Below are 25,586 nucleotides of genomic sequence, written 5' to 3' on the forward strand. Positions count from 1 at the left end.
GCGACAGCGAGCATCGGCGTCGAGTCGGCGCGGTGCGGGTTCCTGGGCGGTCGCTTCTCAGGGGAGTTGCGGGTAGAGCGCGGAGACGCCTCCGGCCAGGGCTGCCTGTGCCTGGCGGGCGGCGTTGTCCGCGAGGATCTCGTAGGCGCCGGCGGCGATGCCGTCGACGGCGATCTTGGCGATGTCGGCGGGGTCGGACTTGGCGCCGGCGACGTCCCGGACCATGTCGGTGTCCATGTAGCCGACGTGCAGTCCGGCCACGCGGATGTGCTGGTCGGCGAGTTGCAGGCGCAGGGCGTTGGTGAGCGACCACTCGGCGGACTTGGCGGCGCAGTAGGCGCCTATCTCCGGGAAGCTGACCCAGGACAGTCCGGACAGGACGTTCAGGATGGCCCCGCCGCCGCCCGCCGCGATCTGGGGCGCGAAGGCGCGGACCACGGAAAGAGTGCCGAAGAAGTGGGTGTCCATCTCCAGGCGGATGTCGTCCGGGTCGGCGGTGAGCAGGTCGGCGCCGGTGGAGGACCCCGCGTTGTTGACCAGGACGGTCACGTCGCCGGTGGCCTTGGCCGCGGCCGTGACGGAGGCGGGGTCGGTGATGTCGAGCGCGATCGGCTTGGCGCCGGGCAGGTCGACCTGGTCGGGGTTGCGGGCGCCGGCGTAGACGGTGGCGCCGCGGGCGAGCAGTTCTGCGGCGAGGGCGCGGCCGAAGCCCCGGTTGGCTCCGGTGACTAGGGCGGTGCTGGTGGAGAGGTCCATGGAGAGTTCCTGGTGAAGCAAGAGGGTGAAGATCAGAGCGCCAATGGCGTGGCCGAGAGGGCCGGAACCATTGAATTACGATCATAATGTTAAGTCGGGCGAGTCGGTGATCGCAACCGCTTCTTCTGTGCGGCCGTCGAGGTCGGGATCCGTACGACACCGAGGGGTTTCGGGCGAGCGTGTCGGGGTCCGGGGCACCGGCCGCGGCGGCCAGGTCGCGCACCCAGGCGCGTACGGCGCGCTTGTGTCCGGCGGTGGGCAGGCGGAGGCGGGGTCGGGTGGCCCGGTGATGCCGATGACGGTCCCGTCCGGCTTCGGCGCCCACAGGGACTTGTCGAGGGTTTCGCCCCCGACCGTGTCGATGACGACGTCGTAGCCGTGCAGGGCCGTCTCGAATGCCTGCTTCTGTAGTCGATGACGACGTCCGCGCCGAGGTTCTTCTCCAGGTCGGTCTTGGTCGCGCTCGCGGTCGTGGCCACGCTCGCACCGAGATGCTTCGCCGGCTGGAGGGCGGTGGTACGAGGCCCTGGACCGGTCGCGGAGGCATGTGATGCTGAAGAGCGGTGCTTTCGACCCCCGCACCACCAGATCCGCCAACGTCCTGTCCTTGCTTCCGGTTTCGATGATCGCGGTCGCCGTGCCGTCTCCCGCGGTGCGCGCGATGCGCTGACCACGCCCGACGCTGCTGACCACGCCCGACGCTACGGACGGTGAGCTGCAAGCGGATCCGTCATCTGATCTGTCATCGGATCGGTCACGGAGACGGCGAAGTTCGGAACGCAGGAGGACGAGTGCTCCGGCGGCAGCAGCCATGAAGCTTCCAGGCGAAGGGACCTGTACGGACGGCGCCAGGAGCAGGCAGCCCTTGACCGGATCCTTGACGCCGCTCGTCAGGGACGCGGAGCGACCATGGTGCTGTGGGGCGACCCCGGCGTCGGCAAGACCGCCCTGCTGGAATCCGCGGCCGGGTCCGCGGCGGCGGACTTCACCGTCTTGCGATGCGGGGGCACTCGCCTTGGGTCGGGGCTGACGTTCGCCGCACTGCACGAACTGCTGCGGCCGGTGACGGAGCGGATCGGCACGCTCCCGGAGCCGCAGGCCAACGCCTTGAACGGGGCGCCTCGGCCTCGACGTGGTCGCGTCGGACGGGGCGATGCACTCGGGTCCACTCACCAAGCGCTCGGACCGTCGCGTCTGCTTCCGTCACCAGTTGATGGGGGCGGGGGTCCACGAGCCGCGTTCTGCTAGTCCGCCGCCTATGTGAGTACGGTCATAATTTAAAAACGACCGGAACTCTTGCCGGGGATCGGCGCTGTAGTCGTATGGTCGTAATGTAAAGAGGTGGGAGCGATCGGGCGGCAGAGTTGCGTGAGCCCCGCCGGTTCAGGAGGTTCACCCTCCCCATCCGAAAGGGACTTCCTGTGAAGTTGCTGGTCGCATCGAAGCTGACGCCGGTATCGGTGGACGAAGTGCGGGAGGCGGAGCAGACGAAGGTCGATGCGGCTGCGGCGCGACACGGTCTGGGTGCCTCCGGTCCACTCGCCTCCTTTGCCCGGTTCGTCCTGTTCGGCGGCGGTGTCGGGGTCGCGTCCAGCGCCGCCGTGGCGGTGCTCGCAGGACTGATGCCCTGGGCTGTGGCGAACGCGCTGATCACCGTCGCCTCCACTGCCCTCGGCACGGAGCTCCACGCACGCTTCACCTTCGGGACAGGGCGTGCCGGATGGCGCCAGCACTGGCAGTCGGCGGGGTCGGCCACGGCAGCCTACGCGGTGACCACCGCCGCGGTGTTCGTCCTGCATCTGGTGCGGCCGTCAGCCGCAACTCTCTACGAGCAAGCCGTCTACCTCGGCGCCGCCGGGCTCGCCGGTATCGGCCGTTTCCTGGTGCTGCGCCTGTTCGTCTTCGCCGACGGCCGGACCCGTCCGACAATGCGGGCCATGGACTCCGCGCCGGCCCGCCGAGCGGGCGCGCAGGTGTCCGTGCTCTCACCAATTCCCGCACTCTGAGCGGGTAGGTGAACATCGGGCTGACGCGGTGAGCGGTTCTGGGCGGGCATCGGTCCGGGCTTGGGCGAGCCGGTTTCTGCATCGCCGCCGAGGCCGGCAGCGATGTCGGAGAAAGGCGGCCGAGTCCACGACCGCACAGGTTCGCAAGACCCTTCCTTCCCGCGATGCCCGACTCCCTGTCCACCGGGCTGGCGTCACCGTCCCGGAGGGCTGGAGGAGCTGCCTGAACGCGTCTCCTTCGACCGGTGGTCAGCAGGGTCGCGGCGATTGACTCATGCGTCGTGTCGGCCCTCCCGCACCCTGTGTTCGGCACGCCCGGCGGGCACCGGCCGAGGGGTGCCCCACCGAGGTGCGCAGTTGTCCGGGCGATGCGCCGTGCACCGTCGGCAGGCTCGCGTGTGGTGGCTGGTCTCGGAGTAGCCGAGCATGGTCGCGATCTGGGAGATCTGCGTGCCGGTGGCGGAGAGGTGCCATGCCATGTCGTGCCGCGCCGGGTCACGCGCCACAACCCCGCGAGGAGAAGGTCATCCGGGCGGCGGAACAGCTGATCGGTCAGGCCCGGCCGAGCATCCCATCGTGTCCGCGCGAGTTGGGCGTGCGCGGACTTCCGATGCTGTGGGTCGCCTCGGGAACCGGACTCGCCCCGGACTGGCGGGCTGCGCGCCGTCAGCCGAGGCAGCCCACAGAGTCATCTGGGTTGATCAGGACCGGGCAGGGAGGGCGGCGTGATCGGCACGCAATGAGGCTTTGTCGATCTTGCCGACCGCGTTCTTCGGGAGGACTTCCACCACGAAGAACGCGGTCGGGCGCTTGTAGCCGGTGAGGCTGCGTGCACAAAGTGCCTTCAGTGCCGTCGGATCGACGCTCGCGCCCGGTGACGGCTGGACGTAGGCGACGACCACCTCTCCCCACTGTTCGTCGGGCACGCCGATCACCGCGGCCTCGAGTACCGATGGGTCGCCTGTCAGCACGTCCTCGATTTCCTTGGGGTAGATGTTCTCCCCACCGCGGATGATCATGTCTTTCGAGCGCCCGACCAGGGTCAGATAGCCCTCGGCGTCGAGGTGGCCCACATCGCCTGTGTGCAACCAGCCGTCGACTACGACTCTGGCGGTTTCGTCCGGACGGCCGAGATAGCCACGCATGACGTTGGGGCCCCTCACGATGACTTCACCGTCCGTGCCCGGCGCCACCTCGCCGCCGTCGGCGTCGATGATCCGGATCTCCTGGCCGGGGAAGGGAAGCCCCACGGTTCCGGCGCGACGAGGGCCGCCGACGGGGTTGATGGTGGAGCCGCAGGTTCCCTCGGACAGGCCGTATCCCTCGACCAGTGGAAATCCGTACCGTGCCTCGAAGCGGGCCAGCAGCTCGGCGGAGGCGGGTGCGGCGCCGCAGACCGCGAACCGCAGGGACGACGTGTCGGGTTGAACGTCGTCCGGGAGCGCCGCGAGCATGCTGTAGATCGTGGGCACGGCACTGAAGAAGGTGGGGCGCTCCTGCTCGACGAGGTCGAAGAAGCTGTGGGGATCGAAGCGGCGGCCCGCGATGACGACACCGGCTCCGGCGAGCAGCGGCGTCAGGACGCTGACCACGATGCCGTTGACGTGGAAGAGCGGCAGGATGAGCAGACAGCGGTCCGCCGGCCCCAACTCCAGCGCCCGGCGCCCCATCTCCACCATGGCGTCGATGTTGGTGTGGTCGAGCATCACGCCCTTGGGTACCCCGGTCGTACCGCTGGTGTAGATGAGCAGGGCCAGCGTGGCCGGGTCCAGAAGAGGTGCTTGATCCGGCTCCACCGCTCCTTCGCGCAGTCCGCCGACGGCGAGTACGGCAACACCGTGCGCCGCTACGGCCGCGCCGTCCTCGACCACCAGCAGGCACGCACCGGAGTCCTGGAGCTGTCGCACCACTTCCACGTCGGTCATGCTCGGGTTGACCGGTGTGATGGTGGCGCCGAGCCGCCAGGCGGCGAACAGCAGTACGACGAACTCGACACGATTCGTCAGCTTGAGGGCGACGACGTCCCCGGGACCGATTCCGAGGTCCTGGAGCTGACGCGCTGCCGTTCGGACCCGGCTGAGCAGCTGCGTGTTGGTGAGGGACTGGTGTCGGTCGGAGACCGCGGCTCCGTGGGGGTCGAGCTCGGCGCGGCGGTCGGGCAGAGAGGCGACATTCATGGCGAGGCGTACCTGTCTCGGTGTGATGCAGTCCGTTCGGCGGGCAGGTCAGGGAGTCGGTGCGACGGGCGCCGGGTGGAGCTGGCGGGTGAGGAACTCGATCTGGTCGCGTACCAGTTCCTCGAAGGTCTCGCCGGTGTAGAAGTCGAAGTGGCCGGCGTCGTACCTCTTGATCTCTCCCCGGGGCGCGGTGCCCGCGTACCTGAGGGTCTGGGCGGGGGGCGTGACGGAGTCGGTGTTGCTGACGCAGAAGAGGATCGGCATGGTGACCTTCCTCGCCGCGCGCCCGGGCCGGTAGGCGGCGATGGTCGGGATCACCCGTGCCGCCACCTCGTTGCGGAACGTCTTCCCGGGAGGCTGCAGTGCCTGGTATCCGGGGAGGGCGTCCGGCGCGTTCATGAGGGCCGGCGAGCCGGGGGCGGCGGCGATGGGAACCATCGCGGGTGCCTTGCCGCGTACTCTGGCTGCCAGATCCTGGGCGAGTACGGGGGTCATCCTGAGTGAGCCGAGCGGGCCGAGCGCGAGAGCGGAGGCCAGGCCGTCGGTGAAGGGGCACTGGGCCACGGCCGCGCGCAGTTCGGGATGGCGTGAGGCGACGGTGATGGCGTGGCCGCCGCCGAAGGAGCTGCCCCACGCCGCGACGCGGGAGCGGTCGATGTCGGGGCGGGCCTTGACGTAGGCGAGGGCGGCGTCCCAGTCGGCGAGCTGCCGCTTGATCGACAGGAGCTGGCGCGGGTGGCCGCCGCTGTCGCCGAAATGCCGGTAGGTGAACGCCACTGCGGCGATGCCGGCCTGCGCGAAACGCTCGGCGAACGCGTCCAGGCGCATCTCGCGGGTTGCGCCCAGGCCGTGCCCCAGGACGACGACGGGCGGCGATACGACGCCGGTGGGGAGGTAGAGCCACCCGGCGCAGGAGCTGTCGCCGGAGGGGAAGGTGATGTCGTGACGGGTGAAGGAGTGCGCGGTGGTCATCGTCGGCTCACCGTCCGTTCGCCGAGCGGCGCCCGGGCACGCTGCCCGAGGCGAGCGCCTGCGCGTAGGTGTCCGGCCGGTAGAGCGGGAGCTCGCCGGTGGCGTCCGTCGCCTCCATGTAACCGAGCATCAGTTCCTGCCCCTCCTCCGACATGACTCTCGTGAAGAACTCGGCGCGTTCGACATGCAGGCCGTCCTCCAGCGACATCGAGCCGCCGAAGTACACCGACCTCTTGGCGGCCGCCACCGAACCCTTCGACCGCTTGCCGAAGCGCTCAGCGAGTTCGACAGCCTGCGCGAGCACCTTGTGCTGCGGAACGACCTGGTCGACTGCCCCGTTGGCGAGAGCCTCCGCGGGCGTGAACGGCTTGCCTTCGAGGATCGCGGCCAGGGACCGGTGGGTGCCGATCAGGCGGGTCAGCCGCTGGGTGCCGCCGCCGCCCGGGATGATGCCGAGGAGGATTTCAGGCTGGCCGATGAAGAAGTCCCCGTCGGCCATGACCCGCAGATCGCACGCCCAGGCGAACTCCGCGCCGAGGCCGAGAGCCGAACCGTTGAGGGCGGCGACGAAGAGGACACCGCTGGCGTTCATCCGAAGGAAGGTCGTGTGCAGGCGCTCCAGTTGGAGGGCTCCCCGCATCGGGGTCCTGCGCAGCACGGGCCCGAGGAGACGGGACCGGTCCACATGCTTGGCCGCGCGTACGACGGCGGCGGCACCGCGTCGGCCGACCGTAGGGCTCGCGGCGCCCTCTTCCTGCAGCCACCGGACTGCGGCATGGCTGACGAACCGTTCCGGGTGCGCTCCGGTGAAGACGACGGCGCGGATGCGCGGATCGCGGTCGGCCCGGGTTACCAGTTCGGCCAGCTGGTTGGCGATGTCGAGGCCGAACACCTGGTGTGGACCGCCGTCCACCCGGACGACGAGGACGGCTCCGCGCTCCTCGATCTCCAGATGTCCTTTGTCTTTGTATGGCATGGCTTCTTCTCCCGTGCTCAGTTCATGGGATGAAAGTGCGAGTGCGTGGGGGACAGCCGCGGATGCGGGTGGCAGCGATGTGGGCGTGCCTGCCCCCGACGGGGGCTGGGTCTGCACCGGCGGCAGGAGACTGGGCCAGCGCGTGATGTCGTGTCCGGCATGGACGCGTGGATCCGGGACGGCATGTCACGCGCGATGTGTACTATTGCCGTGAAGACTCACATAACCAAGTTATTTCAGATGTGTCAACGATGGAGGCGTGCGAGACATGGCAGGGCGGGCGAGGGTTGATGACGCACCGGAACGGCTTGTGCGGGCGGCCATCGGTCTGCTGGCCGAGCAGGGGCCGTCGGCTTTGAAGGCGCGCACGGTGGCTTCTGCCAGCGGACTGTCGACGATGGTGGTCTACAGCCACTTCGGTGGCATTCCCGAGCTCATGAGTGCTGTCGCCGACCACGGGTTCAAGGAACTCGGCAGAGCGTTCGCCCACGTACCGGCGACGGAGGACCCGATCGCGGATCTCTTCGCCATGGCCTTGACCTGTCGTCGGCTGGCCCACGAGAACCCTCACCTCTATGACTTGATGTTCGGCCTGTCCACTCGGGCGACGTACCGGCCTCTTTCGGATGCGGACCTTCGCCTGAGCGGGCATTCCCCGGCCTTTCGTGAAGCCCACGCTCATGTCACTGCCGCGTGCGACCGGCTCGTGCGCTCCGGCAGGGTCGAGCGGCAGGAACCCGAAGTCATCGCCGCCCAGTTGTGGAGCTTCGTGCATGGGTACATCACCCTCGAACTGGCCGAGCATTTCGTCGAGTTCGAGGACGCCGTGACGCAGGTGCTCCGACCGATGGGCGTGAACTTCTCCGTCGGGCTGGGTGACAGCCGGGAACGTGCCGAGGCCTCCCACGAGGCCGGCGCGCGCCTGTATGACTCGATCATCCGAGGCGCCTGAGAGGCTGGGTGGCCGGGTGCATCCCTGCACGGCTACGACGACCTGCTCTCGGCAGCAGGGGTGTCGGTGCCGGGCGTGAGCTGGTCGTGCCTCCCCAACGCCGCGACCTCCCGTTCGAGGGAGGGAACCGCCCGGGCCGCGAATCGCCTTGCCCAGGGCCAGGCCAGGGGCGAATTCAGCGCTCCCTTCGCCCAGTTGGCCACGACGACCGCGCGCGGCACGTACACGCGGCTGCGTCGGCGCACGAGCCCTTCGACGATCGCGGCGGCCGCCCGGTCGGCGCTCGTGGTGACGTTGCCCGGATAAGGCAGCCGCCCGCGCAGCCTCTGGAAGGAGGGGAGATCCGCCTCGGCGCCCCGGACGAGGTCCGTGTCGATCCAGGAGGGGTGTACGAGGCCGACCGTGACTCCGAGGTGCGCCACCTCCTGCCGGTAGGTCAGGGCGAGCAGCTCGGCCCCGGCCTTGCTCGCGCCGTAGGAGGCCATCGCGGCGAGCGGCATGAACGACAGCGCGGACGCCACGACCAGCACGTGGCCCCGGCTGCGCTCGAGATGGGGCGTCGCGTACTTGAGGGTGCGGAACACGCCGTTCAGGTTGATGTCCAGGACCCGCTCGAACGACGCCTCGTCCGTCTGTCGCACCGTCCCGTACGCGACGACGCCGGCGTTGGCGACCACGAGGTCGATGCCGCCCATGACCTTCGCGGCCTCGTCGATCGCCGACCGTAGAGCGGCCCCGTCGCGCACATCTGCCTCCCGCCAGGCAGCGGTGGGGCCCAGCTCGTCGGCGAGGGCGCGCAGCCGATCGGCTTCGAGGCCGATCACGGTCACCCGGGCCCCTCGGGCGGCGGCCAGGCGGGCCACCTTCTCTCCGATGCCGCGTGCCGCTCCGGTGACAACCAGCTTCCTGCCCAGCAAGTCACGTTTCATGGCGGCAACATAACTTCGTTATTGATGAAGCACAAGAGACCGCGCACCGGCCACCGCTCGGTTCACCTGCTGGGTCTCACCACTGGACGAACCTATGCTGGCTGCCATGAGACGGACATCCTTTGCGCAGTGGCCCTGCTCGATCGCGCGCACCATGGACCTGCTCGGGGACTGGTGGACACCGCTGGTGCTGCGCGAGGCGTTCTACGGGATCAGGCGGTTCGACGCGTTCCAGGAGTCGCTGGGCATCGCCCGCAACACGCTGACGGACCGGCTGCGCCGACTGGTGGAGGAGGGGCTGCTGGAGAAGCAGCCGTACCAGACGGAGCCGGTCCGCTACGACTACGTGCTCACCGAGAAGGGGCGCGACTTCTTCGGCGTGCTGCTGGCGATGAACCGCTGGGGAGACCGCTGGCTGGCCGGTGAGGCGGGCCCGCCGGTCGCGATGCGGCACGAGGTGTGCGGGCAGGAGACCCATGCCGAGGTGGTGTGCGCCGCCTGCGGCGAGCCCATGACCGCAGCCAACACCACCCCCCGGATGGGTCCCGGCTATCCGTCGCATCTGGCCGAACGACCGGATGTGCGGGAGCGATTCGCGGGCTGAATCGGCAGCCCCGCGGTAGCCACGACTCCCTTGACAAGTAAGTCTATCTACGCAACTTTACTGGTCAGGTATTCACGTGAGTGTTCTTGGTGGGCAGGAGGCTGCGGGATCATGGAGTGGACGGGCGCACGCTATGCGGACAAGCCGACGGTGGAGGTCCACACCTGGATCGCCGCCGCGCCGACGCACGTGTGGGCGTTGGTGTCCGACATCGCGTTGATGCCGCGCATGAGCCCCGAGCTGCGGTCGGTGGAATGGCTGGACGGCAGGAGCGGCCCCGCGCTCGGCGCCCGGTTCGTCGGCCGGAGCAAGCATGAAGCGCTGGGCGAGTGGGCCACCACGTCCCACATCGTCGAGTACGAACCGCCGACGAGGCTCGCCTGGGCGGTCGAGGACCCCCGGCATCCGACGGCGATCTGGCGGTTCACGTTGCAGCCGCAGGACGGTGGCACTCTGCTGCGGGAATGGATGCAGATGGGGCCGGCCCGGTCGGGTCTCTCATTCGCCATCGACCGCATGCCGGAGAAGGAACAGAAGATCGTCTTCGTGCGCATGCGGGAGTTCGAGACCAACATGACCGTCACCCTCGCAGAGATCAAGAAGCTGGCCGAGAGTGCCCACGGCTCAGACGAGGCGGGTCTGTGATGCGCACCTCCACCACGATCGAAGCCTCCGGGGGCGACTGGCGGGAGATCGTTGACTTCGTCACCGAGGCGGAGAAACTCGGCCTCGACATCTGCTGGGTCGCGGAGGCGTGGGGCTCCGAGGCGCCCTCGCCGTTGGGCTATCTCGCCGCGAAGACCGAGCGCATGCTTCTCGGATCAGGAATCATCCAGCTCGGCACCCGCACTCCGATGGCCATAGCCCGCGCCGCGATCACACTGTCGCAGATATCGCAGGGGCGCTTCCTCCTCGGGCTCGGCCCCTCGGGACCGCAGGTGATCGAAGGGCTGCACGGCGTGCCCTTCGCCCGGCCGCTGTCACGGATGCGCGAGACCGTCGAGATCGTGCGGCAGGCCGCCTCGGGGGAGAAAGTCGCTTACCCCGGGCGGGAGTTCCAGATCCCCCTGCCGGGCGGGGAGGGCAAGCCCATGCGTCTGTCGATGCGCGCGGAGCACGACATCCCCGTCTACCTGGCGACCCTCTCGCCGAAGATGCTGCACCTGACCGGTGAGATCGCCGACGGCTGGCTGGGCACCAGCTTCGTACCCGAGGGCGCCAAGGAGGCGTACTTCGACCACCTGGACCGGGGCCTGGCCACCGGCGGTCGTACGCGTGCCGACCTCGACATCTGCCAGGGTGCCGAGGTCGCCTTCGCGGACGACGAGGACGCGCTGCGCGCGATGGTGGCCGGACGCAAGAAGGAGCTGGCCTTCAGCCTCGGCGGCATGGGCTCCGCGACCACGAACTTCTACCACAACGCCTACAGCCGCCAGGGATGGGCCGAGGTGGCGGCCGACGTCCGGGCACGCTGGCAGGCCGGGGACCGGGACGGCGCGGCCGGCCTGGTCACCGACGAGATGGTGTTGGCGACCACGCTGATCGGAACCGAGGGCATGGTGCGCGAGCGGCTTCGCGTGTGGCGCGACGCCGGTGTCGACACTGTTCGCTTCTACCCCGCCGGCGAGACCCTCGACGCCCGACTCGCGACCCTGGGCCGGGCCATCGACCTGGTCCGCGACATCGAGGACGAGGCGGCACCGTAACAACAGGCGATGGCGGCCGGGGCGGCACGATAGCGACAAGCCATGGCGACCGAAGCGGGTCGCCATGCGCCGACGCAGCCCATCAGGCCTTGGCCCAGGTCGACCGTGGGCGCTGACGGTGTCGGCCGCCAGGCCCGACATCAACAGGATGGTCGCACGGAACGTCCTGGCCAGGGCGGACTTCCGGTCCGTCGCGGCGGCGAAGATCTGGTTGCCCCCGCACAGGCCGGCCAACAACAGTCGGGCGATGTGGTCGTCTCCACGGTCGGGCCGTTCATGCGGCTCGGTATGGCTTCGCCACCGCGCTCGTGACCCGAGTACTCACGGGGGGAATCACCGATCCGTCCTCCTGCAGCCAGCTGATTTCCGCGAGTCGGCGACCACGTGAGGTCGGCCGCGTCAGGGGTGCTGAGAGCCGTGCCGGCGCAGCAGTGGCCGTGGAGACGGAGAGATCAGCTCGCGGTCCAGACTTGTTCTGTCTGCGCATCGGACAGTGACACCAGGTGGCAGTGGTGCGGCTCGTGCACCTCGGCCACGTAGTGCTGGATGACGAGGGTGCCGCCGATGCTCTCCACGTTGATCGACATCGGGCGCCGGTCATCCGTGGTGGTCCGGCCCGCAGCGATGTGCTCACCCGGCGCGCAGCGCCGGTACTGCGCGTCGGGCAGGTTCAGCACCCGGTCAGCGATGTCGACGGCCTTGATCGGGGCGTCGACGGTAGCCGTCTCCGCTGTCTCGCTCGTGAGTCACCCGTGCATGTGCAATCGGGAAAGGTCGCCCCCGTTGGAACGGTTCTGTGGTGAGCGTCAGACGTGTGCGCCCTTGAAGGCGGTGACGATCTCGTCGGCGTTCAGGATGGCGTGGGCGTACGACGGACCGTTCAGCTCGTGGGCCGCGTGCAGCATTTCCCGGGTCCACGCGGCGGTCGCTCCGCGTACCAGGGTCACGTGGTAGCCCAGCTCCATGGCGTAGCGGCTGGTCGACTCGATGCAGGTGTTGGCCAGCATGCCGACGGTCACCACGTGGGTGATGCCGTGCTTCTTGAGCTGGAAGTCGAGATCGGTGTTGGCGAACCCGCTCTGTCCCCAGTGCTCGTGGACGACGACATCGCTCTCCTGGGGGACGAAGTCCGGGTGCCAGTCGCCGCCCCAGGCTCCGTCTTCGAACACCCGGTTCTGGTTGCCGCCGGCCTGGTCCGCGGTGAGGAAGTTCCAGTTCGCGTAGTTGCCCTCGCGCCAGCGACGGTGCGGGACGACGAAGACCTGGATGCCGGCCGCACGCGCGGCGGCCGTCACCGCGCGCAGGTTGTCGAGCAGGCCGACCTCCGTGGCGACCTCTTCGACCAGAGGCCACAGCTTCCCCCCTTCGGAGAGGAAGTCGTTGTAGGGGTCCATCAGGAGCAGCCCTGTGTGCGCCGGGTCGTACTGCGTATCGGTCATGAGTGGTGCCTCCAGAAGCGCCGAGGAGTCCACGTCTTGTCACATGGACGCTCTCTCGGCTCATCCGCAGAGTAACTCAAAAAAACATAGCTACCAACTCTATTTTCCATAGGAACTCGTCGATCTCTGCGATGATGGGGACGGAACGAGTTCACGAGGAGGACGTCGGCATGGGTGGCTGGTCAGAGATCACGAGCACGCAGTGCCCCGTCGCGCGGTCGAGCGCGGTGATCGGGGACCGCTGGACGCTCGTGATCATGCGGGAGCTGACGATGGGCAACCGCCGCTTCGACACATTGCAGGTCCAGACCCTGGCTTCGCCGCAGATGCTGACCAACCGCCTCAAGCGGCTGGAGGTCGACGGCATGCTCGAACGCCGTGCGTACAGCGAGAGGCCCCGCCGCTACGAGTACCACCTCACCGACAAGGGCGAAGCCCTCGCCCCGGTGCTGTTCGCCCTGCGGGCATGGGGCGAGGCATGGTGCAAGGAGCCCGGGGAAGGGGTCGCCGTCCACCACATTCACAAGACATGCGGTCGCGAGGTGGGTCTGAGCGGCACCGTGTGTGAAGGGTGCGGCGAGCCCTTCACCATGAACGAAGTGACGGGTGAACTCAGCGCGGCCTTCGCACGGGAACGCGAGGGCAGGAGCGCAGCCGCCGGACGGGACGCCGAGGCCCGCCCGACCTGACCTACCCCCTCGGGGTCACTACGGCCGCGGAGTCGTCAGCCATGCGGGATCCCGTCTGCCGACGGCACACGCCTGCGTGTCACGCCTCGGGGGCCTCGGGTGCCTGGAAACCAAGCGGTGTCGAGCAGCCGAACGGTGCGGGGATCTCGATCTTCTCGCCGAGCGGTTCGGTGAGACGGGACGTGTAGCCCTCGGCGGACGGGGCCCACAGCACGGCCGCCTTCTCCTCCTGCATGTCCAGGATCAGGTAGACCCCGTATGAAGATCTGCAGGCCGATGGGTGCCGGCGCTCACACGGGTACGCCCCCGGCCGACGTCCGGGGGCGTACCTGTACCCGGGGAGCCGCCGCCCGGCCGAAGCGCGGCTTCTCGGCGACGGCGACGAAAGTATCGCGTCTGCCTGACCTCCACATCCAGATGCTGTGCCGAGTACCGGCTCACCGCCCGAGCATGCGGTCGCGAGCCCTGCCCAGACCGTCGGCCAAGGCGGTGAGCTGCTCGGGGGTCAGGACGTCGATGAGCAGCTCGCGGACCGCGGTCACGTGGCTCGGGGCCGCCTGCTCGAGCGTGGCCAAGCCGGCGTCGGTAAGGACGGCATACACGGCACGGGGGCCGCTCGGACAGATCCGACGCCGCACCAGCCCCGCCTTCTCCAGTTGGCTGATCTGGTACGTCACACCGCTCTGGGAGGCGTACACCGACTCGGCGAGTTCCGTCATGCGCAGCTCGTGGCTCGCGGCTCCGGAGAGCCTGGACAGGATTTCGTACTGCACGTGCGTCAGGTCGGCGTCGTCCTTCAGCTGCTGGTCAAGGCGCCGGTTCAGCAGCGCGGCGGCGCTGAAGAACGCCATCCAGGCCCGCATCTCATCGCCGGTCAACCATCGCGTGTGACCCACGTCGCCTCCTCCTTGTTCAAATTTTAAGTGGAGAGTACCTTGGCCATCGACTTCAAATTTGAAGTCGATGGCGTAGTGAGAGGTACCCACGATGGGATTCACCAGAAGGACGCTCCTCCGGGCCGGGGCGCTCGGCACGGCCGCGGCCGGTCTTCAGGCCATGACATCGAACGCGGCCTCCGCCGCGCCCGCCGGCCGAACGATGGCCGGCGAACAGGAACAGCTGCAGGCCCTGTACCGCGCGGCCAGGGACGAGGGCGGAAGGGCGACCCTCTACATGGGCGGCGACGCGCCCGGATTCTTCGACTTCATCCCGCAGGCCTTCCTCGCGCAGTTCCCCGGCATCCAGATCAACACGATCACCGACCTGAGCAAGTACCACGACGCGCGCATCGACAATCAGCTCGCCACCGGAAACCTGGTCGCCGACATCGCCATCCTGCAGACCACACAGGACTTCGACCGCTGGAAGGCCATGGGCGAACTCCTGCGGTGCCGCCCTGTCGGCTGGGACAACGTGTTCGACAACGCCAAGGACCCCGACGGCTACTGGGCGAGCGCCTACTACGGGGCGTTCGCCCCGATCGTCGGCATCCATCAGGCGCCGGCCGACCGGAACGACTTCCGTGCCACCGACCTGCTCAGCCCCGTCTTCACCGACAAGATCATCTCCACCTGGCCCAACGACGACGACGCGGTGCTCTTCCAGTACAAGCTCTTCATCGACCAGTACGGCTGGGGCTGGCTGGAGAAGTTCGCCGCGCAGCGGCCCACATACGTCCGCGGCCTGGGGGGATCAATCGGCGGCGTGGTCAGCGGCACGTACCTTGCCAGCCCGGCCGGGGCCGGGGGCGCGGGCCCGAACAGCGTTCAGGTGCTGCCCGCCCACGACCGGTTCCCGTCCTGGGCGCAGCGCGCCGCCATCTTCCGGCGGTCCCCGCACCAGGCCACCGCCAAACTGATCCTGAGCTGGCTCCTCTCCCGACAGGCTCAGCATGACGTCATCGCGAGCTTCACCTGGTCGGTACGCGCCGATGTCGCCCCGCCCGCGGGACTGAAGCCCCTCGCCGACTACCGCACCACCGACCCCCTCGACTTTCCGAAGTTCATGAGCGACCGCGCCGCCGTCGACCGGTTCAAGTCCCAGGTCGAGCTGTACGTCGGAGCAGTGCAAGGCCCCAACCCCGCCGATCCCCAGAACACCCTCGGCCGCACCCCCGGCCGATTCTGAAACCACGCCCCCACGCCCGCGCACCAAACCGGCCCAGGTTGGTGCGCGGGCTCCAGGATTCGGTAGGCGGCGGGGTCGCGGGGTCCGGCCGTCGGAGGTGCTCGGCGTGCGGACGCGGCGCCGCGGTGCCGCCCCGGAGGGCCTTGGTGCAGTCGCCCGACATGGACAGCCCGTTGGCGGAGAGAGCCGGCTTCGCCCGGTCCCAGCCGCGGCGGCGGCGCTTCTCCGGACCCGGATCCTGACCCGGTTGTGAGTTGGCGGATCACGATGCACCTGCGGTGCGACTTAAGTGGGCGCACAGAAGCGAGCTCGCGCCGCAGCTGGCCTCTGCCCTGGACGTGGGGGGGGGGCACGTGCCGCCGGTGCGGTTGCGGCGGATCTCCCGGCTGATCGTGGAGGGACTGCGGCCCAGTTCCGCGGCGATCGCCCGGGACGGTGGCCTTCTCCCGCAGCCGGTCGGCGATGTGGATCCGCTCGTCCGCACGCAGATACCAGGACGGGCCGGATGCCGGTACCACCGCACGGATCGGTGGTACCGGCATCCGGTTCCGGTATCCGAAGCGGCCGTTACGCCACTTGTTGCCCGTCCGGCGATCTACGCCGACGATCCGGCACGCTTCGGTGTTGCCGTGTGCCTGCTGCACGAGCCGTCATTGATCTGCAAGCCTGCAAGTCCTTTGACTACCCGGCCTTGGGTCACGGCCCGTGTGGTTCGGTCAGGGCTTTGTGGGTCGACTCCAGGATCTGTTCCGACAGTTCTGTGCCCGCCGTGGCCCGGGCGAGCAGGATCGCGCCGACCAGAGTGGCCACGACGGGAAGGCCGTCGGTGGCGTCGGTGGACATCCACGCGGCGAATTCCTCGACTCCGGCCGCGAACGTTTCGCGTACCTCCCCGGCTGTGGGCTCGCGGGCCATGTCCCCTGCGAGTCCCGCAGTGGGACAACCGGTGCCGGGCTGGTCACGGTGCTCGGCCGACAGGTAGAAGTCGACGAGGGCGCGGCGCGCGGTGTCGTGATCGCCGTGGTCCGTGTCGAACGAGGCCAGGAGTTGGCCGAGGTCTCCGAACGCGGCTTGAGCCGCCTCGGCGATCAGCGCCTCCTTGGAGGCGAACTGCTTGTAGAAGCCGCCCGTGGTCAGCCCGATGGACTTCATCAGATCGGCGACGCTGATGCCGTTCACGCCGCGCTCCCGGAAGAGCTGGGAAGCCGCGGCGACCGCGCGCCTGCGGTTCTCGAGCGCTTGTGCTTGCGAAACGCGACTCATCGCTCACCTGCCCACGTTAGATACTGAAGTACATCTATCATACGTGAAGTGCCGGTCGGTCGGCCGTCGCCTCGACTTTCCGTGCGTGGACTCTTTCCGTACGGCTCTTTCTCGCCGCCGCAAGGCGAGGAGCTCGCGGACCCGCTCCCGGACCGGAAGCGGCTTCCGACGTGCGATGCCTTCGTCGAGCGGCCGGGGGAGTGACGCCGGCTGAAGGTGGCTCGCGTTGCACCGGGAGTGTGTGCGGGGTGCGGGTCTCCGCAGGAGAGGCGTTCACCGTGCCCGCGTCGGCGACAGTGCGTGAAACGCGTCCAGGGTGACCATGCGGCAGACAGGTCGTCCATCCGAACCTGATCGGCGGCCGGCCCTGGCGCCTGCACGTACGTCGAGCAGTCTCCGGCCGCGGGCGTGGGGGACTGCATCGGGAGGCCGTTGACTGGACGACTTTAGATACCTATCGTAATCTAAAGTCGGTTCGAGGCGTTGGCCCCCTACTCATCCGCCATCAGAAATGAGATCCCTCCCATGACCACGCAGAACAAGACGGCCGTCGTCACCGGCGCGTCCGCCGGCCTGGGTGCCGCCTACGCGCAGCGGCTTGCCGACCGGGGCTACGACCTGATCCTGGTGGCGCGGAACACCGCGCGGCTGGAAACGCTGGCGTCGGACATCCGCAGCCGCACGGGCCGCGCGGTGGACATCGTCACCGCCGACCTCACCGATGCGGCACAGATCTCGGTGGTCGAGGAACGCCTGCGGACCGACGAGAGCATCGAGGTACTCATCAACAACGCCGGCGGGGGGCTGTTCACGCCGCTGGCGACCTCCGACGCCGCGGCCTCCGAGGCGCTGATCAACCTCAATGTGACCTCGCTGACCAGGCTGACCACCGCGGTCCTGCCGGGCCTGACGGCCCGCGGGCACGGCACCGTGGTGAACGTCTCCTCTGCCCTGGCTCTCAACATCCTGCCCGTCAGCGCCGTCTACAGCGGCACCAAGAGCTACGTGCTGACGTTCACTCAGGCCCTGCAGCAGGAACTCGCGGAGAGCCCCGTGACGGTGCAGGCCGTGCTGCCGGGCGCTGTCCGTTCGGAGTTCTGGGACGGCTCCGGCGCCGACCTTGAGGCGTTTCCCGACGAGTGGATCATGAGTGTGGACGACGCCGTCGACGCGGCGCTCGCCGGCCTCGACGCCGGTGAGCCCGTCACCATCCCGTCACTGCCCCGGATCAGCGACTGGGAGTCGTACGAGAAGGCCCGGCAGGCGCTCGTCCCGAACCTTTCGCAGCGGGTCCCGGCCGATCGCTACCGCGGCTGACCGCCGCTCCGACTCCGGTCCGTGAGTCCCTCTGTGACGACGCGCTCGGCGTCCTCGCCCTGTACGAACAGCCGGGGCTCAACACCGCAATGGTCGCGGTCATGTGTGCGGCAACCCCGTCCGTGCGCTGACGGCCCCTCCACGCGGTCTGCCTTCCACGGTGGAAGGTCACCGGGCCCATCCGGCCGGTTGCCGCGTAGGCGCTACTCGCGGCAGCCCAACACCCGCAGTTCTCACCCTTTCATCTGAGGAGACATCCATGTTGAACGCCCTGTGGAACCCGATCGCCGCCGGGGAGATCTCCCTGCCGCACCGCCTGGCGATGGCCCCTCTGACGCGGAACCGGTCCACCCCGGAGGGTGTGCCGACCGACCTGAACGCCGAGTACTACGCCCAGCGCGCCTCACACGCCCTCATCATCACCGAGGGCACCCAGCCGTCCGCCGACGGCCAGGGCTACCCGGTGACGCCCGGCATCTACACCGACGAGCACATCGCCGGCTGGCGCAAGGTCACCGACGCCGTGCACAAGGCCGACGGACGCATCGTCATCCAGCTCATGCACGCCGGACGCATCGCCCACCCCGACAACACCCCCCACCACCGGCAGCCGGTCGCCCCCTCCCCGGTCCGGCCGACGGGCGAGATGTTCACCGCGTCCGGGCTCCAGGAGATGCCGGTCCCGCGTGAACTGTCCACCGAAGAGGTCGCCGCCACGGTCGACGACTACCGCCGCGCCGCCGCGGCCGCCATCGCGGCCGGCGCCGACGGTGTCGAGATCCACGCCGCCAACGGCTACCTCGTCCACCAGTTCCTCGCCACCAACACCAACCAGCGCAGCGACCAGTACGGCGGCTCCCTCGACAACCGCATCCGCTTCGCCGTCGAGGTCGCCACCGCCGTGGCCGACGAGATCGGCGCCGGCCGCACCGGCATCCGGATCTCCCCCGGCAACCCGTTCAACGACATCGCGGAGAGCGACACCCACGAGCTGTACCCGGCCCTCGTGCGCGCCCTCGCTCCGCTCGACCTCGCCTACCTGCACATCCTCCACGGCGGCGACGACGAACCCCTGCACACCCTCCGCAAGCTGTGGCCGAACACCCTGCTCCTCAACCGCGCCGGCACCGACATCGCCACCCGCGCCAAGGACGTCGAAGACGGCGTCGCCGACATCGTCACCGTCGGCACCATGGCGCTCGCCAACCCCGACCTCGTCGAGCGCGTACGAACCGGCGCGCCACTGAACACCCCCGACCCCGCCACCTTCTACGGCGGCGACGAGGCCGGCTACACCGACTACCCCACCCTCGCTGCCTGACAAATCACGGAGATACCGGTCCTGGCGGGCCGGTATGCCCAGATGGCCCCACGGAGGTGCCACGTGTCTGATCACGCTGCAGTTGAACTGAGCCCGGAAGCAACCGCGTTCGCGGACTTCTTCGCCGCGATGGTGATTCCCGAGTCCGAACTGGACGCGATTCGCACCCGGGTGGAGAGCTCCCATCTCATGGCGCGGGAACCGGAAGGCGTCACCTATCGGGAGGTGGACGCGGGTGGCGTGCTGGGTATCTGGTGCGAACCGGTCGACGCCAACACCGACTACGTCCTCCTGCACGGTCACGCCGGGGGCTCCGTCCTGTCGTCGGCGTTCGTCGACCGGAAGCTCGCCGGCCACATCGCCAAGGCCGCAGGGGCTCCCGTCCTGGTCCTGGACTTCCGGCGGGCACCGGAACACAAGTACCCGGCTCAGGTGGACGACGCGGAGGCGGCCTTCAACTGGCTGCTCTCCGAAGGGTATGCGGCGGGAAACATCATCACGATCGGCCACTCGATCGGCGGGTTCATCGCCGTCGCCCTGGCCCTTCGCCTCCGCGACAAGAAGCTGCCCCTGCCCGGCGCCATCGTGTCGATCTCTCCCTGGTGCGACCTCGAGATCGCCAACGAGGCCATGGAGACCAACGCCGGGACAGACAAGATACTCAGCAAGGAACTGCTGGCCTTCTTCCGGGAGTCCTGGTTCGGCGGCACCGGCATCGAGTTCACGGACACCCGGATCAACCTGAACCGGGCGGACCTGAGCGGTCTGCCCCCGACCCTCGTCTCCTGGGGCACGTACGAGGTCCTGGCCGGCGAGGACGAGGAGTTCGCCGCCCGCGTCAAGGACGCCGGCATCGACACGACCACCGTGGTCGTCCCCGGAGGCCAGCACTCGTACGTCTACGGAGCCGGCCGCGTTCCGGAGGCCGACGCCGCCATCGCACAGATAGGCGCGTGGGTCCGCGAGAAGGCGAACATCTGACCGACCCTCAAGGGTGAAGCCTTCGCCTCGGTGCCGCTCGTCGTACGGGCGTGGGGCGAGATTTGGCGCAAGGAACCCGGGGAAGGCATTGCCGTCCACCACGTTTACAAGACATGCGGTCGCTGGGTGGGCCTGAGCGGCACCGTGTGCGAAGGCTGCGGCGAGCCCTTCACCATGAACGAAGTGACAGGTGAACTCGGCGCGGCCTTCGCAGGGGGCGTTGGCGCGTACGCGCTCGACGAGGTCGGGGGTGGCGAGGGCCACGGTGCCGGCGGTGATGACGTCGGCGAGGTCGTCTTCGATGTGTTGGCGAGGGTGGCGTTGCCCGTGTCCGCCCGGTTGAGGAGCAGTGTCGGTCACAGCTGGGGTGGCGAGTCCAGATGTCGGGTCCGTGGTTGCCCTCGTTGATGAAAGCCCGACGCTTGCCCCTCGTCCTCCTGCCGACCGGCGCTGCCGCCAACTCTTTGGATTACGTCCGCAATACCATAGACTGGCGAGTCGGAGAAAGGGCGACCGGCCCTTCCGGCCGGCGAAGGAGCATGTGCGGTGGTGCGGTACGCAAAGGAGCACAAGCTGGAGACGAGGCGGCGGATCATCGAGACCGCGGGCCGCCGGTTCAAGCAAGACGGTATCGACGGCTCCGGGGTCTCGACGCTCATGAAGGACGCGGGGCTGACCAACGGGGCCTTCTACGCACACTTCGAATCCAAGGACGACCTCGTCGCCACGGCAATCGCCGACCAGTTGACGGCGCAGGCCGAGAGCGTCGTCGCGCTGGCCGCGCCTGGCCGTGCCGGAATCGAGCAGATTGTGCGCGGGTACCTGTCGCCCTGGCACCGCGACAGCCTCGGCGAGGGCTGCCCCAACGCCGCTCTGCTCGACGAACTCGGGCGCTGCACCGACGCAACCAGGCAGGCGTACACCGACGGCGTGCTGGTCCTCATCGAGGGCATTGCGGCCCGCATGGCGCCCGAGGCCCCGTCCTCCGCACATGTGAAGGCGCTCAGCCTCCTCGGCCTGATGGCCGGGACCCTCCAGCTTGCCCGCGCCTTGACCGACAGCCAACTCGCCGATGAGCTTCTCGATCAGGGGATCGACAACGCCCTCGCCCTGCTGGACGCCGGGCAGCGCGTCTGACGCACCACATCCCCAGCCCCCGCTGTGGCTCCCGTCCCTTGGCTTGGGACACCCGCCGTACCGGGTTCACCCAGGTGGCGGCGTGAGCGAGCATGTCGTGGTCCCCGTCGTCGCCGCGTCCCGCAGAAGAGATGAGAAGTGGCTGTGGGAGGCCCGGTCGCGGTCCGAGGCGCTGCGGTGTGTGTAGAGCACCTGACGTTCCGGCGCGGCTCCCGGTTCTGCCTCGGCGGCGACGCGCTCGAACGCGTACGTCGGTGATGATCGGCAGTCGTATCGGGCGGCCCCCGCACGGTCAGAAGGTTCCCTGATCCGGTGTCAGCGGTCTGCCGCCCCCGGTCGGCCGAGGCGGCTCATCGACCACTGCAACTCAAGAAATCGTAGTTGACAGCTCCCTTTTTCATCGCTTTCCGTTCGATTTCTGCGATGCTGGAGTCGGAGCGAGTCCACTAGGACAGTTCGCGCTTGAGGATCTTCCCGGTGGCGGTCATGGGCAGGGCGTCGACGAACTCGACGATGCGCGGGTATTTGTAGCCGGCGAACTGCTCTTTTCCCCAGGCTGTCAGCTCGGCCTCGGTCGTCCTGTCGCCGGCGTTCTTGACGACGACGGCCTTGATCTCTTCCCCGTGACTTGGGTGCGGAACTCCGATGACGGCGACCAGAGAGACTGCGGGGTGCTCCATGAGCACCTCCTCGAGCTCGCGCGGGTAGACGTTGAACCCGCCGCGAATGATCATGTCCTTGGACCGGTCGACGACGAAGTAGAAGCCGTCCGCGTCCTTGCGAGCCAGATCTCCGGTGCGGAACCATCCTTGGTCGATGGCCTCCGAGGTGGCCTCGGGGCGCTTGTAGTAGCCCTTCATGATGTTGTAGCCCTTGATCGCGATCTCCCCTACCGCGCCGGGGCCGTCCTCCACATCCGACCAGTCGTCGTTGATGAGCTTCATCTGGACCCCGGCGATGGGCCGGCCGATCGATCCGACTCGGGGCTCCTCGCCGTACGTGGCGAATGACGCGATGGCCACCGTCTCCGAGAGCCCATAGCCCTCGAGGATCGTCACACCGAAGCGTTTCTTGAACTCTTGGTGGATCTTCGCGGGAAGCGCGGAACCACCGGACACGGCGATGCGCAAGTTGGCGGCCAGCCGGGCGACGTCGACGCTGTCGTCGAGTGCCTCGAGCAGGCTCCAGTACATGGTCGGTACGCCGCCGAAGAACGTCACGGCATGGTCGAGCATGAGCTCCAGCGCCTCACGGGCGGAGAACCTTGCCTGCACGACGAGTGTGCCGCCGAACCCGAGGGCGCCGTTCTGGATGACCATCTGGCCGAAGGCATGGAAGAGCGGAAGAACGCACAGGTAGACGTCGGGTGTCGCGGGGTCCGACTCGAAGAGCTGGGCACCGGCTCGGGCGATGTCGTACACGTTCCGGTGTCTGAGTTCCGCACCCTTGGGCTGCCCGGTGGTACCGGATGTGTAGAGGATGACCGCGGTGTCGTCGTCGGCACGCTCGACCGTCTCGAACGTCTCTGGCTGCCCGGCGACGGCTGCGGCAAAGATCCGGTCCGGAGTGACGCCGTCCACAGACGCGCCGCTGCCGATGAGGAAGAAGTGCGCGGCCCGGTCGGCAGCCTGAAAGGCCGACCATGCCTCGCGCCCGATCGGGAGTTCTGGACTGCCTTCGAAGGCGAAGTACGCCGTCGCGTCCGAGTCGTTGAGGTGGTAGGCGATCTCCCGCGCCTTGAGGAGTACGTTCAACGGCACGACGACCGCGCCGGCCTTGAGGATCCCGAAGTAGATCGTCGTGAACTGCGGGATGTTCGCGCAGGACAGGGCAACCTTCTCGCCAGGGCGGATGCCGCGCTCGGTCAGCAGGTTCGCCACCCGGTTCGACGCCGCGTCGAGTTCCGCGTAGGAGATCCGATCGCCACCGAAGACGATCGCCGTGCGCGCCGGGTATTCCGACGCGGTGCGGGTCAGTAGACCGGACACGTTCCGGGTCGAACTCGTCATCAATGGCTCCTGGCCCGTGCGTAGTCGGGGCACCGCGTTGTTGCTGATATCACGTGGTGAGAAAGTCCTCGCCCTCACGTCCGTCGAGGCGTCCGAGGATGCTCTGGACGGTGCGATCCCGCGCCAAGCCGGAGTCCAGGGCGGGTGCGACGATGCCGCGGACCCTCGAGACCACTGTCCATCTGCGCGGACGGAAGACCCGCACATCGCGGCGGCACAGGCCCTCGACGATGGCGTGCGCCGCTTGCTCGGGGCTGATGCGCTTGCGCAGGAACCTCGGTTGGGTGTCGAGCAGCGCCTGGGCTGCTGGATCCTCGTCGATGCTCTGCCGGATCATGTCCGTGTTGATCATCGCGAAGTACGCGGTCGTGACGCTGACGCCATGGGCGGCGAGCTCGACCCTCAGTCCACGGCCGAGCTGCTCGACCGCTGCCTTGCTCATCGCGTACGGGATCGTGCCGGCCCCGTTGACGAAGGCGAACACCGACGAGACCAGGACGAGCCGGCCACGGTTCTCGATGAGGCCCGGAAGGGCAGCACGGACCGTGTTGAGCACACCCCCGACGTTCACGTCGAAGAGTCGGTCGACCACCGCAGGCGATGACGCCCGGAGGGTCACGCCCCGCGCAACCACACCCGCGTTCGCGATCACGATGTCCAGGCGGCCGGCGTCCCTGACGGCGGTCTCGACCGCTCGGGTCATGTCGCCGAGGTCGGTCACATCACCGACCAGGTAGGTGATCCGATCGTCGATCGCCTCGCCCGCGGCCGGACGGTGCAGATCGACCACGAAGACCCGGGCACCGGCGGCGATCAGGGACCGCGCGGCCGCCGCGCCCAGGCCCCGGCCGCCGCCAGTGACGAGGGCGACCTTTCCGGCGATCGACCGGTCGGATCTCTCAGCCATTGAGGAACTCCAGAACCTCGGGGACGAACTCCCGGTGGTACTGGAAGACGCCGCCGTGCCCGGAGTTCGGATAGATCTTCAGCCGGGCGTTCGGGATCCGGCGGGCCATGTCGGCCGAGTTGTTGCTGGCCACCATGAGGTCGTGATCACCGTTGGCGACGAAGACCGGCTGGGTGATCACCGAGAGGTCGTCGGGTGTGTGCAGTCCGGCCGCGCGGATGGCCTTCAGCTGCGCGCGTCGAGCCTGCAGCGAGATTTTCTCGTCGCGATTCCGGGTGCGTTCCTTGAGCCGGGCGAGGTAGTCCTTCGCGGCCCGCTTGCCCTCGGCGTCGCGCGGGAAGAACAGGAATGTCCTGGCGTCCTTCAGGGTGAGCGCGGACTTGACGTACGCCTCGACCGCGACCTTGTTGATCTCCTTGATGCCGCCGCCTCCGCGGGGACCGGTCCCGGCGAGGATGATCCGGCGCACGAGCTCGGGTGCCTGTAGGGCCACCATCTGTGCGACTCCGCCGCCGAGCGAGAACCCGAAGAGGTCGACCTTCTCGAGGCCCATCGAACGGATGAAGGCGACGGCGTCGCGGCCCATCTCCTCGACGTCGGGCGGCACGGATCCTCCGGACCCGCCGACCCCGCGGTTGTCGAACGTGATCACCCGGTGGCGAGCAGCGATGCCGTCGATGATCCTCGGGTCCCAGTCGTCAAGGACAGCCATCAGGTGGTGCAGGAACACCACCGGAACACCGCCGGTCGGACCGAGCTCGCGGTAGGCGAACGGCACCCCGCCGACATCGATCGTGCGCGTGGGCACGTCGATCCACTTCATGCTCTTCGTCGTCTTCATCTGGCCTCCCCGGATACGGCGCGAGGACCGCGGCTCCGTGCAGTTATATTACGGTCGTTCTTCTTACGGTTGTAATATATACACGCCGGAATGGCGCGACGACAAGGGCTCTGCACCCACGGAGCCCGGCTCCACCGGCTTGATTCAGGAGCGATCGTTGATGACGTCGTCGTAACGGACCCCAGCGATCACCAGCGCGAGTTGCAGGCCGAAGTCGATCGCGCTCACGGTTCCGGGCCGGCCACCTGGCATGGCGAGACGCCTGGGCACAAGAGATCAGCGTCGTGCTTCAACCGCGGGTGCTGCATCCTGGCCTCGCCGAAGGAGGGAGAGCGCGTTGTTCCCCGGCACGTGTCGGCCGGACAGAACTACGCTGGCACGGCGACCCGCATGGCTCCCCAGATTGCCCAGCTGCCCGTCGATCTGTCGCTGATCAGCCTCGCTCACCATCACGAACACCCTGTCCAGGCGTACGAG

The 25,586-nt window shown here is 68.4% G+C and carries 25 protein-coding genes and 1 pseudogene; 12 read left to right on the forward strand and 14 right to left on the reverse strand.

What is annotated here, in order from left to right; all coding sequences use genetic code 11:
* Positions 1-57: 57 nt before the first annotated feature.
* Positions 58-756: an SDR family oxidoreductase gene (locus tag ACIRPU_RS04815; protein ID WP_403861748.1), complete on the reverse strand. Its 699-nt coding sequence runs from the start codon at positions 754-756 to the stop codon at positions 58-60.
* 834 nt (positions 757-1,590) lie between these two features.
* Here ACIRPU_RS04815 and ACIRPU_RS04820 point away from each other — a divergent pair.
* Positions 1,591-2,004 carry an AAA family ATPase gene (locus ACIRPU_RS04820; protein WP_403863501.1) on the forward strand — a complete coding sequence of 138 codons (414 nt, stop codon included), beginning with the start codon at positions 1,591-1,593 and terminating at the stop codon, positions 2,002-2,004.
* Positions 2,005-2,276: 272 nt separating this feature from the next.
* The gene (locus tag ACIRPU_RS04825; RefSeq protein ID WP_403863503.1) at positions 2,277-2,762 is read left to right on the forward strand and encodes a hypothetical protein; all 486 of its coding nucleotides are present in this window, start codon (positions 2,277-2,279) and stop codon (positions 2,760-2,762) included.
* Between the two features lie 701 nt (positions 2,763-3,463).
* On the opposite strand, the gene ACIRPU_RS04830 is transcribed toward ACIRPU_RS04825, so the two are convergent.
* Genes ACIRPU_RS04830 through ACIRPU_RS04840 form a run of 3 tightly spaced genes read right to left on the reverse strand, consistent with a single transcriptional unit; the run spans position 3,464 to position 6,887 of the window.
* Entirely contained in the window at positions 3,464-4,939 is a 1,476-nt protein-coding gene (locus tag ACIRPU_RS04830; RefSeq protein ID WP_403861751.1) for a class I adenylate-forming enzyme family protein, read from the reverse strand.
* Positions 4,940-4,987: 48 nt separating this feature from the next.
* Positions 4,988-5,911, reverse strand: a complete 924-nt coding sequence (locus ACIRPU_RS04835) for an alpha/beta hydrolase (protein ID WP_403861754.1) — start codon at positions 5,909-5,911, stop codon at positions 4,988-4,990.
* Between the two features lie 7 nt (positions 5,912-5,918).
* A complete protein-coding gene (locus ACIRPU_RS04840) occupies positions 5,919-6,887 on the reverse strand; it encodes an enoyl-CoA hydratase/isomerase family protein (RefSeq protein ID WP_355704701.1) in 969 nt (322 codons plus the stop codon).
* 268 nt (positions 6,888-7,155) lie between these two features.
* Between ACIRPU_RS04840 and ACIRPU_RS04845 the strand changes: the two genes are divergently transcribed.
* Positions 7,156-7,839, forward strand: a complete 684-nt coding sequence (locus ACIRPU_RS04845; RefSeq protein WP_403863506.1) for a TetR/AcrR family transcriptional regulator — start codon at positions 7,156-7,158, stop codon at positions 7,837-7,839.
* Between the two features lie 32 nt (positions 7,840-7,871).
* On the opposite strand, the gene ACIRPU_RS04850 is transcribed toward ACIRPU_RS04845, so the two are convergent.
* A complete protein-coding gene (locus ACIRPU_RS04850) occupies positions 7,872-8,768 on the reverse strand; it encodes a short-chain dehydrogenase/reductase (protein ID WP_403861757.1) in 897 nt (298 codons plus the stop codon).
* A 106-nt stretch (positions 8,769-8,874) separates the two neighbouring features.
* Here ACIRPU_RS04850 and ACIRPU_RS04855 point away from each other — a divergent pair, with 106 nt between their 5' ends.
* The 3 genes from ACIRPU_RS04855 (at position 8,875) to ACIRPU_RS04865 (ending at position 11,078) form a co-directional block, all read left to right on the forward strand.
* On the forward strand, positions 8,875-9,372 hold the full coding sequence (locus ACIRPU_RS04855; protein WP_403861760.1) for a winged helix-turn-helix transcriptional regulator: 498 nt from the start codon (positions 8,875-8,877) through the stop codon (positions 9,370-9,372).
* Positions 9,373-9,483: 111 nt separating this feature from the next.
* The gene (locus ACIRPU_RS04860) at positions 9,484-10,017 is read left to right on the forward strand and encodes an SRPBCC family protein (RefSeq protein ID WP_403861763.1); all 534 of its coding nucleotides are present in this window, start codon (positions 9,484-9,486) and stop codon (positions 10,015-10,017) included.
* Positions 10,017-11,078, forward strand: a complete 1,062-nt coding sequence (locus ACIRPU_RS04865; RefSeq protein WP_403861766.1) for an LLM class flavin-dependent oxidoreductase — start codon at positions 10,017-10,019, stop codon at positions 11,076-11,078. The genes ACIRPU_RS04860 and ACIRPU_RS04865 overlap by 1 nt, the downstream gene beginning before the upstream one ends.
* A 452-nt stretch (positions 11,079-11,530) precedes the next feature.
* On the opposite strand, the gene ACIRPU_RS04870 is transcribed toward ACIRPU_RS04865, so the two are convergent.
* Positions 11,531-11,755, reverse strand: coding sequence for a hypothetical protein (locus tag ACIRPU_RS04870; protein ID WP_403861769.1), 225 nt, complete (start codon positions 11,753-11,755; stop codon positions 11,531-11,533).
* A 129-nt stretch (positions 11,756-11,884) separates the two neighbouring features.
* Positions 11,885-12,517: an isochorismatase family cysteine hydrolase gene (locus ACIRPU_RS04875; RefSeq protein WP_403861772.1), complete on the reverse strand. Its 633-nt coding sequence runs from the start codon at positions 12,515-12,517 to the stop codon at positions 11,885-11,887.
* Positions 12,518-12,687: 170 nt separating this feature from the next.
* Between ACIRPU_RS04875 and ACIRPU_RS04880 the strand changes: the two genes are divergently transcribed.
* Complete coding sequence (locus tag ACIRPU_RS04880) at positions 12,688-13,206, forward strand: winged helix-turn-helix transcriptional regulator (RefSeq protein ID WP_403861775.1); 519 nt, start codon at positions 12,688-12,690, stop codon at positions 13,204-13,206.
* Between the two features lie 79 nt (positions 13,207-13,285).
* On the opposite strand, the gene ACIRPU_RS04885 is transcribed toward ACIRPU_RS04880, so the two are convergent.
* Together ACIRPU_RS04885 and ACIRPU_RS04890 are read right to left on the reverse strand one after the other, a co-directional pair.
* The gene (locus tag ACIRPU_RS04885; protein ID WP_403861778.1) at positions 13,286-13,441 is read right to left on the reverse strand and encodes a hypothetical protein; all 156 of its coding nucleotides are present in this window, start codon (positions 13,439-13,441) and stop codon (positions 13,286-13,288) included.
* A gap of 202 nt (positions 13,442-13,643) precedes the next feature.
* Complete coding sequence (locus ACIRPU_RS04890) at positions 13,644-14,102, reverse strand: MarR family winged helix-turn-helix transcriptional regulator (protein WP_403861781.1); 459 nt, start codon at positions 14,100-14,102, stop codon at positions 13,644-13,646.
* Between the two features lie 91 nt (positions 14,103-14,193).
* Here ACIRPU_RS04890 and ACIRPU_RS04895 point away from each other — a divergent pair, with 91 nt between their 5' ends.
* Positions 14,194-15,333, forward strand: a complete 1,140-nt coding sequence (locus tag ACIRPU_RS04895; RefSeq protein WP_403861784.1) for an ABC transporter substrate-binding protein — start codon at positions 14,194-14,196, stop codon at positions 15,331-15,333.
* Between the two features lie 352 nt (positions 15,334-15,685).
* Here the strand turns inward: ACIRPU_RS04895 and ACIRPU_RS04900 are convergent.
* Together ACIRPU_RS04900 and ACIRPU_RS04905 are read right to left on the reverse strand one after the other, a co-directional pair.
* Positions 15,686-15,875: pseudogene (locus tag ACIRPU_RS04900) on the reverse strand (helix-turn-helix domain-containing protein); the annotation flags it as partial.
* Between the two features lie 154 nt (positions 15,876-16,029).
* Positions 16,030-16,596 (reverse strand): TetR/AcrR family transcriptional regulator, encoded by a 567-nt coding sequence (locus ACIRPU_RS04905; protein ID WP_403861787.1) that lies wholly within the window; start codon positions 16,594-16,596, stop codon positions 16,030-16,032.
* Between the two features lie 525 nt (positions 16,597-17,121).
* On the opposite strand from ACIRPU_RS04905, the gene ACIRPU_RS04910 reads away from it, so the two are divergent.
* From ACIRPU_RS04910 to ACIRPU_RS04925, 4 genes are all read left to right on the forward strand, one after another.
* The gene (locus ACIRPU_RS04910; protein ID WP_403861790.1) at positions 17,122-17,913 is read left to right on the forward strand and encodes an SDR family NAD(P)-dependent oxidoreductase; all 792 of its coding nucleotides are present in this window, start codon (positions 17,122-17,124) and stop codon (positions 17,911-17,913) included.
* A gap of 259 nt (positions 17,914-18,172) precedes the next feature.
* Positions 18,173-19,234, forward strand: a complete 1,062-nt coding sequence (locus tag ACIRPU_RS04915; RefSeq protein WP_403861793.1) for an alkene reductase — start codon at positions 18,173-18,175, stop codon at positions 19,232-19,234.
* 63 nt (positions 19,235-19,297) lie between these two features.
* Positions 19,298-20,215, forward strand: a complete 918-nt coding sequence (locus tag ACIRPU_RS04920; protein WP_403861796.1) for an alpha/beta hydrolase — start codon at positions 19,298-19,300, stop codon at positions 20,213-20,215.
* Positions 20,216-20,761: 546 nt separating this feature from the next.
* A complete protein-coding gene (locus ACIRPU_RS04925) occupies positions 20,762-21,352 on the forward strand; it encodes a TetR/AcrR family transcriptional regulator (RefSeq protein ID WP_403861799.1) in 591 nt (196 codons plus the stop codon).
* A gap of 446 nt (positions 21,353-21,798) precedes the next feature.
* On the opposite strand, the gene ACIRPU_RS04930 is transcribed toward ACIRPU_RS04925, so the two are convergent.
* Genes ACIRPU_RS04930 through ACIRPU_RS04940 form a run of 3 tightly spaced genes read right to left on the reverse strand, consistent with a single transcriptional unit; the run spans position 21,799 to position 25,109 of the window.
* Positions 21,799-23,361, reverse strand: a complete 1,563-nt coding sequence (locus tag ACIRPU_RS04930) for a long-chain fatty acid--CoA ligase (RefSeq protein WP_403861802.1) — start codon at positions 23,359-23,361, stop codon at positions 21,799-21,801.
* A gap of 49 nt (positions 23,362-23,410) precedes the next feature.
* Positions 23,411-24,268 carry an SDR family NAD(P)-dependent oxidoreductase gene (locus tag ACIRPU_RS04935; protein ID WP_403861805.1) on the reverse strand — a complete coding sequence of 286 codons (858 nt, stop codon included), beginning with the start codon at positions 24,266-24,268 and terminating at the stop codon, positions 23,411-23,413.
* The gene (locus ACIRPU_RS04940) at positions 24,261-25,109 is read right to left on the reverse strand and encodes an alpha/beta fold hydrolase (RefSeq protein ID WP_403861808.1); all 849 of its coding nucleotides are present in this window, start codon (positions 25,107-25,109) and stop codon (positions 24,261-24,263) included. Before ACIRPU_RS04940 ends, ACIRPU_RS04935 begins: the two co-directional genes overlap by 8 nt.
* Between the last annotated feature and the right edge of the window lie 477 nt (positions 25,110-25,586).

The sequence above is a fragment of the Streptomyces sp. NPDC102259 genome (genome assembly GCF_044766465.1).
Classification (GTDB): domain Bacteria; phylum Actinomycetota; class Actinomycetes; order Streptomycetales; family Streptomycetaceae; genus Streptomyces.

Coding starts and splice junctions, on each gene's coding strand:
- ACIRPU_RS04815 (WP_403861748.1), bottom strand. CDS start 756: ATGGACCTCTCCACCAGCACCGCCCTAGTCACCGGAGCCAACCGGGGC.
- ACIRPU_RS04830 (WP_403861751.1), bottom strand. CDS start 4,939: ATGAATGTCGCCTCTCTGCCCGACCGCCGCGCCGAGCTCGACCCCCAC.
- ACIRPU_RS04835 (WP_403861754.1), bottom strand. CDS start 5,911: ATGACCACCGCGCACTCCTTCACCCGTCACGACATCACCTTCCCCTCC.
- ACIRPU_RS04840 (WP_355704701.1), bottom strand. CDS start 6,887: ATGCCATACAAAGACAAAGGACATCTGGAGATCGAGGAGCGCGGAGCC.
- ACIRPU_RS04845 (WP_403863506.1), top strand. CDS start 7,156: ATGGCAGGGCGGGCGAGGGTTGATGACGCACCGGAACGGCTTGTGCGG.
- ACIRPU_RS04850 (WP_403861757.1), bottom strand. CDS start 8,768: ATGAAACGTGACTTGCTGGGCAGGAAGCTGGTTGTCACCGGAGCGGCA.
- ACIRPU_RS04855 (WP_403861760.1), top strand. CDS start 8,875: ATGAGACGGACATCCTTTGCGCAGTGGCCCTGCTCGATCGCGCGCACC.
- ACIRPU_RS04860 (WP_403861763.1), top strand. CDS start 9,484: ATGGAGTGGACGGGCGCACGCTATGCGGACAAGCCGACGGTGGAGGTC.
- ACIRPU_RS04865 (WP_403861766.1), top strand. CDS start 10,017: ATGCGCACCTCCACCACGATCGAAGCCTCCGGGGGCGACTGGCGGGAG.
- ACIRPU_RS04875 (WP_403861772.1), bottom strand. CDS start 12,517: ATGACCGATACGCAGTACGACCCGGCGCACACAGGGCTGCTCCTGATG.
- ACIRPU_RS04880 (WP_403861775.1), top strand. CDS start 12,688: ATGGGTGGCTGGTCAGAGATCACGAGCACGCAGTGCCCCGTCGCGCGG.
- ACIRPU_RS04885 (WP_403861778.1), bottom strand. CDS start 13,441: ATGCAGGAGGAGAAGGCGGCCGTGCTGTGGGCCCCGTCCGCCGAGGGC.
- ACIRPU_RS04895 (WP_403861784.1), top strand. CDS start 14,194: ATGGGATTCACCAGAAGGACGCTCCTCCGGGCCGGGGCGCTCGGCACG.
- ACIRPU_RS04905 (WP_403861787.1), bottom strand. CDS start 16,596: ATGAGTCGCGTTTCGCAAGCACAAGCGCTCGAGAACCGCAGGCGCGCG.
- ACIRPU_RS04910 (WP_403861790.1), top strand. CDS start 17,122: ATGACCACGCAGAACAAGACGGCCGTCGTCACCGGCGCGTCCGCCGGC.
- ACIRPU_RS04915 (WP_403861793.1), top strand. CDS start 18,173: ATGTTGAACGCCCTGTGGAACCCGATCGCCGCCGGGGAGATCTCCCTG.
- ACIRPU_RS04930 (WP_403861802.1), bottom strand. CDS start 23,361: ATGACGAGTTCGACCCGGAACGTGTCCGGTCTACTGACCCGCACCGCG.
- ACIRPU_RS04935 (WP_403861805.1), bottom strand. CDS start 24,268: ATGGCTGAGAGATCCGACCGGTCGATCGCCGGAAAGGTCGCCCTCGTC.
- ACIRPU_RS04940 (WP_403861808.1), bottom strand. CDS start 25,109: ATGAAGACGACGAAGAGCATGAAGTGGATCGACGTGCCCACGCGCACG.